Source organism: Bradyrhizobium acaciae, from assembly GCF_020889785.1.
Taxonomy (GTDB): Bacteria; Pseudomonadota; Alphaproteobacteria; order Rhizobiales; family Xanthobacteraceae; genus Bradyrhizobium; species Bradyrhizobium acaciae.
The window spans coordinates 1-7697 of record NZ_JACMYK010000225.1; the positions used below are offsets into that span (position 1 = coordinate 1).

Annotated in this window: 6 protein-coding genes and 1 pseudogene; 6 read left to right on the forward strand and 1 reads right to left on the reverse strand. The window is 65.2% G+C overall.

Annotated elements, in window-relative coordinates; translation table 11 throughout:
* The 5 genes from ybgF to H8A92_RS38740 all read left to right on the forward strand — a co-directional run.
* Positions 1 to 477 (forward strand): tol-pal system protein YbgF (gene ybgF / locus H8A92_RS38720; RefSeq protein ID WP_229200536.1); only part of this gene is annotated, 477 nt, incomplete at its 5' end.
* 51 nt (positions 478 to 528) lie between these two features.
* Positions 529 to 1563, forward strand: coding sequence for a tRNA lysidine(34) synthetase TilS (gene tilS / locus H8A92_RS38725; protein ID WP_229200537.1), 1035 nt, complete (start codon positions 529 to 531; stop codon positions 1561 to 1563).
* Between the two features lie 257 nt (positions 1564 to 1820).
* A complete protein-coding gene (ftsH, locus tag H8A92_RS38730; RefSeq protein ID WP_163152902.1) occupies positions 1821 to 3743 on the forward strand; it encodes an ATP-dependent zinc metalloprotease FtsH in 1923 nt (640 codons plus the stop codon).
* A gap of 12 nt (positions 3744 to 3755) precedes the next feature.
* Complete coding sequence (locus H8A92_RS38735; RefSeq protein WP_229200538.1) at positions 3756 to 4175, forward strand: DUF3052 domain-containing protein; 420 nt, start codon at positions 3756 to 3758, stop codon at positions 4173 to 4175.
* A 194-nt stretch (positions 4176 to 4369) separates the two neighbouring features.
* Positions 4370 to 5569, forward strand: coding sequence for an ABC transporter substrate-binding protein (locus H8A92_RS38740; RefSeq protein WP_229200539.1), 1200 nt, complete (start codon positions 4370 to 4372; stop codon positions 5567 to 5569).
* A 92-nt stretch (positions 5570 to 5661) separates the two neighbouring features.
* On the opposite strand, the gene H8A92_RS38745 is transcribed toward H8A92_RS38740, so the two are convergent.
* On the reverse strand, positions 5662 to 7167 hold the full coding sequence (locus tag H8A92_RS38745; protein WP_229200540.1) for a hypothetical protein: 1506 nt from the start codon (positions 7165 to 7167) through the stop codon (positions 5662 to 5664).
* 445 nt (positions 7168 to 7612) lie between these two features.
* Between H8A92_RS38745 and H8A92_RS38750 the strand changes: the two are divergent.
* Positions 7613 to 7697 (forward strand): annotated as a pseudogene (locus H8A92_RS38750) (TetR/AcrR family transcriptional regulator); the annotation flags it as partial.

Genomic DNA, 7697 nt, shown 5'->3' on the forward strand with positions numbered 1-7697 from the left:
CGCGGGGCGGGCGAGCCGCTCAACCTCGGCAACACCAGCCCGCAGCGTGGTGCCCCCGGCGCAACCGCGGCCCTGACCACGTTGCCGCCGTCGGCGACGTCGAAGGATGAGTTCGACCTCGGCATCGGCTACATGCAGCGCAAGGACTATGCGCTCGCCGAAGAGACGATGAAGAACTTTGCCCAGAAATATCCGAGCGATCCCCTGGTGGCGGACTCGCAATACTGGCTCGGCGAAAGCTACTTCCAGCGCCAGCAATATCGCGACGCTGCGGAAACCTTCCTCGGCGTGACCACCAAGTTCGACAAGTCCGCGAAGGCGCCCGACGCCCTGCTGCGACTTGGCCAGTCGCTGGCGGCGCTGAAGGAAAAGGAGGCCGCCTGCGCCGCGTTCGGCGAGATCGCGCGGAAATATCCGCGCGCGTCCGGCGGGGTCAAGGCTACGGTTGACCGCGAGCAGAAGCGCGTGAAGTGCTAAACCAGCGCGGGGAGGCCGCTTCCGGCCTTTCCGCAACAAGCTGGTTTTGCAATGCCTGACGACCGATCGGCCATCCCGGCACGCGACGCCAAGCGCCTGTTCGCAGGCCTCGCGCGTGCACCGGCGATTGTGCTCGCGGTGTCCGGCGGTCCCGATTCAGTCGCGCTGATGTGGCTGGCCGCGCGCTGGCGCCGCGCGCTTGCGTCAGGACCGCAACTGGTCGCCGTCACCGTCGATCACGGCCTGCGTCCTGAAGCGGCGCGCGAGGCGCGCGACGTCAAGCAGCTGGCGCGAAGCCTCGACCTGCCGCATCACACGCTGCGCTGGCGCGGGCCCAAGCCGGGGACCGGCGTGCCTGCGGCCGCGCGTGAGGCGCGCTATCGCCTGCTCGCGCAAGCCGCGCGCAGGCACGGCGCTACGCATATCCTGACCGCGCACACCCGTGACGATCAGGCCGAGACGCTGTTGATGCGGATGCTGCGTGGCAGCGGCGTCGCGGGCCTCTCCGCGATGGCGCGCGAGATCGAGCGTGACGGCGTTTTGCTGACGCGGCCGCTGCTCGATATCTCCAAGGCGCAGCTGATCGCGACGCTGAAGAAGGCACGCATCGGCTTTGCCGACGATCCGACCAATCACGATCCGGCCTTCACGCGGCCGCGGCTGCGCGCGTTGATGCCGATGCTGGCGGAGGAGGGCGGCGATGCGCGGAACCTGGCACGGCTTGCCGCGCGGATCGCACGAGCCAATGTCGCGCTGGAGGTGCTGGTCGATGGCGCTGAGCGCTATCTCGCGTTGAAAGATGAGGATAACCCGCGCACCGGCTTCGACGCTGCGCTGTTTGCGGTGATGCCCGAGGAGATCCGCCTGCGTCTGCTCAAGCGCGCCATCGATCGTACCGGACATGAAGGGCCGGCCGAACTCGGCAAGGTCGAAACCCTGCTCGCGGCGGTGGATGAGGCCTTGGATGGGACCTTCGGACAACGCGAATCCAAGCTGAAACAGACCCTTGCCGGAGCGGTTATCAGCGTCGCCTCCGGCCGCATCAGGATCGAGCCGGCGCCGCCGCGCCGGGCGCGTTCCCGCTGAGCCGGGTTCGATTGTTTCAATCGCTGTCATAAACCGGCAAGGAGGCTTAACCACCCCGGAAAAACACCGGATTCGACGCCATTTTTTGACCGGGAATCGGGCTAGGATGCGGTAAATAGTCGTGCGTGGTTCCCTTGGCATCGACCCCAGCGGCACCTAGATTGTAGGCATCGACGGGATGGATTCCCTGGGGATTCCCACAGAGCCTGCCCAAGGATAGAGAGAGGCCGCGATCCGCGCGACCACGAAGGAAGACCATGAACGCCAATCTGCGGAATTTCGCCCTCTGGGTCATCATTGTCCTGCTGTTGCTGGCGTTGTTCACGCTTTTCCAGAATCCCGGTCAGCGTTCGTCGTCTTCCGACATCTCGTTCTCGCAGCTTCTCACTGAAGTCGATCAGGGCCATGTCCGCGACGTCGTGATCCAGGGCCCGGAGATTCACGGCACCTTCAACAACGGCACGAGCTTCCAGACCTACGCGCCGAGCGACCCGTCGCTCGTGAAGCGCCTCTATGACGCCAAGGTGCAGATCACCGCGAAGGCGCCCGGCGACAACGTGCCGTGGTTCGTCTCGCTGCTCGTCTCGTGGTTGCCATTCATCGCGCTGATCGGCGTCTGGATATTCCTGTCGCGGCAGATGCAGGGCGGCGCCGGCAAGGCGATGGGCTTCGGCAAGTCGCGCGCCAAGATGCTGACCGAGGCGCATGGCCGCGTCACCTTCGAGGACGTCGCGGGTGTCGACGAGGCCAAGCAGGATTTGCAGGAGATCGTCGAATTCCTCCGCGACCCCGGCAAATTCCAGCGGCTCGGCGGACGCATTCCGCGCGGCGTGCTGCTGGTCGGCCCTCCCGGCACCGGCAAGACGCTGATCGCGCGCGCGGTCGCGGGCGAAGCCAACGTGCCGTTCTTCACCATCTCCGGTTCTGACTTCGTCGAAATGTTCGTCGGCGTCGGCGCGAGCCGTGTCCGCGATATGTTCGAGCAGGCCAAGAAGAACGCGCCGTGCATCATCTTCATCGACGAAATCGACGCGGTCGGCCGTCATCGCGGCGCCGGCCTCGGCGGCGGCAATGACGAGCGCGAGCAGACGCTGAACCAGTTGCTGGTCGAGATGGACGGCTTCGAGGCGAATGAAGGCGTGATCCTGATCGCTGCGACCAACCGTCCCGACGTGCTCGATCCCGCGCTGCTGCGCCCGGGCCGCTTCGACCGCCAGGTCGTGGTGCCGAACCCGGACGTCGTCGGTCGCGAGCAGATCCTCAAGGTTCACGTCCGCAAGGTGCCGCTGGCGCCGGATATCAACCTCAAGACCATCGCGCGCGGCACGCCGGGCTTCTCGGGCGCCGACCTGATGAACCTCGTCAACGAGGCTGCGCTGACCGCCGCCCGCCGCAACAAGCGGATGGTGACGCAGGCCGAGTTCGAAGAGGCCAAGGACAAGGTGATGATGGGCGCCGAGCGCAAGTCGCTCGTCATGACCGAGGAAGAGAAGTTGCTGACGGCCTATCACGAGGGCGGTCACGCCATCGTCGGCCTCAACGTCGTCGCGACCGATCCGATCCACAAGGCGACCATCATTCCGCGCGGCCGTGCGCTGGGCATGGTGATGCAGTTGCCGGAGCGCGACAAGCTCTCGATGTCGCTGGAGCAGATGACCTCGCGCCTCGCGATCATGATGGGTGGCCGTGTCGCGGAAGAGCTGATTTTCGGCCGCGAGAAGGTGACCTCGGGCGCCGCCTCCGACATCGAGCAGGCGACCCGCCTTGCTCGCATGATGGTGACGCGCTGGGGCCTGTCGGAAGAGCTCGGCACCGTCTCCTATGGCGAGAACCAGGACGAGGTGTTCCTCGGCATGTCGGTCTCGCGCACGCAGAACGCGTCGGAGGCGACCGTCCAGAAGATCGATTCCGAGATCAGGCGTCTGGTCGAGGAGGGCTACCAGGAGGCGACCAAGATTCTCACCGAGAAGCGCGACGATCTCGAAGCGCTGGCCAAGGGCCTGCTCGAGTTCGAGACGCTGACCGGCGACGAGATCATCGACCTGCTGAAGGGCAAGAAGCCGAACCGCGAGTCGGTGCTGGAGCCGTCGACGCCGCGCGCATCTGCCGTGCCGCCGGCCGGCAAGCCGCGCCCGCGTCCTGATCCGGACACCGGCATGGAGCCGCAGCCGCAGGCGTAAGCCTCGCCTGCCGTGGCCGGCAGCTCCGGCAAACCGATAGTGCAAAAGCTCGGCCTCAAGCCGGGCTTTTGTATTTTTGTCGACGGGTTGTCCGTCCCCTATGGCGATGTCGTCGGCGCATTGCCCGCCGATGTGCGGATCGCGAAGACGGCGCGCGCGCCGCTCGATGCCGTGCACCTGTTCGCCGCCGAGGCGAGGTGGCTCGCCGCCAGGCTGCGGCGCTACCGGGAGGCGATCGCGCCGGACGGCATGATCTGGGTATCGTGGCCGAAGAAGAGCTCAGGCGTCGCGACCGATCTCGACGACAGGGCCGTGCGCGAGGCCGGGCTCGCGGCCGGCCTGGTCGACATCAAGGTCTGCGCCGTCGATGCGGTTTGGTCGGGGCTGAAATTCGTGATTCCGGTGAAAGAGCGCGGCAAGAGCCTGACATAATGTAGGGTGGGCAAAGGCGCGCTTGCGCCGTGCCCACCATCCAGAGCATTGCTCGTGAGGCTGAGCACGCTTCGCTTTGCCTACCATCCGACGTTGCCGCTATTGGCATGCGCACAGACCTCGTGGCATCCTCGCGCCAAACGGCATCGCCGCGTCGTCCCGGACGTGCGGCAAGAACAAGGGGAGGGAGGCCGATGCGCAAGGCATTCGGCGCGCTTGGCGTCATTTCATTCCTGCTGCTGCCCGCCGTTTCATTCGCCGCCGAGATGCGCGGCGTCACATCGACCGAAATCAGGATCGGCCAGACCATGCCCTATAGCGGGCCGGTGTCGGCGTTCGGCGCGCTCGGCAAGGGCGAGGCCGGCTATTTCAGGATGCTGAACGAGCGCGGCGGCATCAACGGCCGCAAGATCAACTTCATCTCGCTCGACGATTCCTACGCGCCGCCGAAGACGGTGGAGCAGACCCGCCGCCTCGTCGAGAGCGACGAGGTCGCGCTGATCTTCTCCTCGATCGGCACCGCGCACAACACGGCGATCGCAAAGTACCTGCAAGGCAAGAACATCCCGCAGCTGTTCCTGGCCTCCGGCGCCTCGAAGTTCGGCGACATCGCGCAATTCCCGCAGGCGACGATGGGCGTGCAGGCGCCATTCCGCTACGAGGCGCGGCTTTATGCGCGCTACGCGCTGGCGAAGAATCCGAACGCAACATTCGCCGTGATCTCGCAGAACGACGATTACGGCCGCGACTATCTCGCTGGCCTCAAGGACGTGCTCGGCGAGAGATACGATTCCGTCGTCACGGTTGCGACCTATGAGATCACAGACCCGACCATCGACTCCCAGATCGTCAAGCTGAAGGCCACCAATGCCGACGTCTTCGTGATCGCGGCGACGCCGAAATTCGCGGCGCAGTCGATCCGCAAGGCCTATGAGATCGGCTGGCGGCCGATGACCTTCCTGTCCAACACCGCGGTGTGGATTTCGACCGTGATGCAGCCGGCCGGCGTCGAGGCCGGCACCGGCATCATCTCGACCGCCTATGTGAAGGACCCGGACGATCCGGCCTGGAAGGACGATCCCGGCATGAAGGGCTGGCGCGACTTCATGACCAGGTACGTGCCTGAGGGCGATCAGCACGACACCAATTACGTCAACGCCTACAACAGCGCGATGGCGCTCGAGGCCGTGCTGAAGGCCTGCGGCGATGATCTGTCGACCGAGAACATCCTGCGGCAGGCCTTCGCGATCAAGCAGCTGGAGCTGCCGATGCTGCTGCCGGGCATCAAGGTCAATACCTCGCCGTCCGACCACGTGCCGGTCGACCAGATGCAGCTAATGCGCTTCAACGGCAAGACCTGGGACCGCTTCGGCGAGCTTCAGACGGGGAATTAAGTCGAGCCTGATCGTGCGTTGGACTCGGTGCCGTAGCGGACCCATCATCCTCAGGATGACGGATAGACATCTCGATCGGAACAACGTTGCAGCTAAGGCTGGTTCAAACCCGCAGCCGCCGGCTCTGCGCCCGCCCTCTCGTCCGACCGCACATGGATGACGGCGATGTCGTCCTTGTACAGCCGTTTCCAGCCCTTGAGATGATCAAGCGCGTTTCCGGCCGGAGAGTCCGAGCTCAGCAGCGTGGCGTCGATCCGGTATTTGTCGAGCAGGTCGAGCAGCTGTCCGACATCGCGGGCGTCGAGCGCGGCGTAATAGTCGAGCACGAATTGCTCGCCGTACAGTTCGGCGCGGCCGTCGATGAACACCTTCATGTCGCGGCTCACCATGTAGCCGCCGAACGGCGCGGTGCTGAACACGCGCTGCGCCTTGTGCTGCTGGAGGACGTCGACCGCGGCAACGGGCGAGACCGCCGGCAGGAACTTGAACTCGTGCTGTGCGACGAACATCGTCGTCGTCACCCACGCTCCGATCACCATCGCGATGACGGCCAGGATCGTGATGACAGGGACCGAGCGGGTCTCCTCGAAGCGGGAGGCGGCGGCGCCTGCATGTCCCCATTGTTCTGATATCGGCTTGGCGAGCACCAGCGGCGCGATGAACGCGAACACCTCGATGTTGCGGACGTGGCTCAGCGCCATCCAGATCAGGCCGAGCAGCAGCAGGATCCGCGGCACTGACAGGGTCAGCCTGCGATAGGTGATGAGCCCGATCAGGCCGAGCAGCGTGGCTTCGAAGAAACTGGGCTTGCTGAAATCTGCGGGCTTCCATTCCCCGATCAGCGTCAGCAGCTTGCCGAGGCTGAGGATCTTGGTCGCGCCCATGAGGCTATTCCAGCCGTAGGGCGTCACGCAGCTCGCAGCGAGGGCGGCGAGGCCGAACAGTCCCCATCGTGCGACGAGCTGACGGCGGCGGCTGGGCTCGGCGCTCCAGATCGCCTCCAGTCCGATCGGTCCGATCAGCGCCAGGCCGAGAACGAAGCCGCCATGCAGATTGGCCCATAGTGCCATCAGCGGCAGCAGCCACCATGACGGCGAGGTGCGACGATCCGCAGCCGACATCAGGCCGCCGACGAACGCCAGCAACACCGGCAGCGCCAGCATGTGCGGCCGCGCGAGGAAGTGGATCGTCGACAACAGCAGCGCCAGCGCGGCGATCAGCAGCGCACGCGCCGGATCGAAATGCGGGCTCAACAGATGCAGGAAGATTGCGACCGTCGCGCCGATCGCGATCGACGTCAGGATGACCGGCCCGGCCCAATCGCCGCCGTACACGAGGGCGTACACCACCTGCGACAGCCACGAGCTCGAAATCCAGGGCTCGCCGAAACGGGTGAACGAGAACACGTCAGAGGTCGGCATCGCGCCGTGGTCGAGAATCCATTGGCCGACCCTGATCTGCCACATCGTGTCGGTATCGCGCAGCTGGATCTCGCCGGCCGAGAGATAGAACAGATAGGCGCCCACGGCGGCGCAGAGCGGCAGCAGTCCTCGCGCCGCATTGCGGCTGCTCACGCTGCTGGTGACGGACAGTGACATGCGCTTTCTTGGTTCGGCCGGGGACATCCAGAGGCAACGCCACGCGTGACGCTAGCGGCGCACTCGACCACGGCTTCCGATAAATTCGGGTAAATGCGGCCGAGGTATCGCGCGGCCTGCGTGAGATCGGATGTCTCGATTGCGAGCAATCATCTTGGCTTGCGATTTACCATCGCAGTCCTGATCCGATCCTGCGGATTGCCGGCAGCCGGCGATATCCCGGCGATTTCGGTCGGGCAGGGCCTCGCTTGGGCCGGAGTGCCGCCGGCGCAATCCGGGGTGGCATGCGGCTGTCGCAAAATCCTTACAATTCCAGCTTGTCATTCAGTCTGAATAGTTGTTCACTTCTTCAGACGGTTGCGGGATCAATCGTTCAAAACATTGAAGACGCGTGTGTTCTGCCGGTGGGCGCCGGCCGGGGCGCACGGTGGGGGGACGGAACGCCATGGTCTATCGGCGAACTCATCAGGTCGTGAAACGGCTGGCTGCCCGGCGCAGCGCCATCCTGTCGGCTGCGCGCGACGCGGCGG

Coding starts and splice junctions, on each gene's coding strand:
- tilS (WP_229200537.1), top strand. CDS start 529: ATGCCTGACGACCGATCGGCCATCCCGGCACGCGACGCCAAGCGCCTG.
- ftsH (WP_163152902.1), top strand. CDS start 1,821: ATGAACGCCAATCTGCGGAATTTCGCCCTCTGGGTCATCATTGTCCTG.
- H8A92_RS38740 (WP_229200539.1), top strand. CDS start 4,370: ATGCGCAAGGCATTCGGCGCGCTTGGCGTCATTTCATTCCTGCTGCTG.
- H8A92_RS38745 (WP_229200540.1), bottom strand. CDS start 7,167: ATGTCACTGTCCGTCACCAGCAGCGTGAGCAGCCGCAATGCGGCGCGA.